The organism is Klebsiella sp. 141153, assembly GCF_032601995.1.
In the GTDB taxonomy this organism is placed as follows: Bacteria; Pseudomonadota; Gammaproteobacteria; order Enterobacterales; family Enterobacteriaceae; genus Klebsiella; species Klebsiella aerogenes.
Map to the genome: position 1 here is coordinate 1 of NZ_JAQIRJ010000061.1, position 206 is coordinate 206.

Consider the following 206-nt stretch of genomic DNA (forward strand, 5'->3'; position numbering starts at 1 on the left):
GAGAGCAGGCCGCCGAAGCCAATCGGCAGCAGCAGTAACGGCTCGAACTTTTTCGCAATCGCCAGCCACAGCAGCAGCAGGCTGACCAGCAGCATCACCGCCTGGCCGGCTCCCAGGTGCATCAGCCCCATGCCCTGAATCAGGGCGTTCAGACTTTCCATTTGCGCTCCTCGTCCTTACGCCAGCTGCAGCAGGGTGTCGCCGAC

Annotated in this window: 1 protein-coding gene; it reads right to left on the minus strand. The window is 63.1% G+C overall.

The genetic code is table 11. The features are described 5' to 3' along the window. Positions 1-161 (minus strand): sodium ion-translocating decarboxylase subunit beta (locus PGS10_RS25070; protein WP_173670150.1); only part of this gene is annotated, 161 nt, incomplete at its 3' end. Positions 162-206 lie beyond the last annotated feature (45 nt).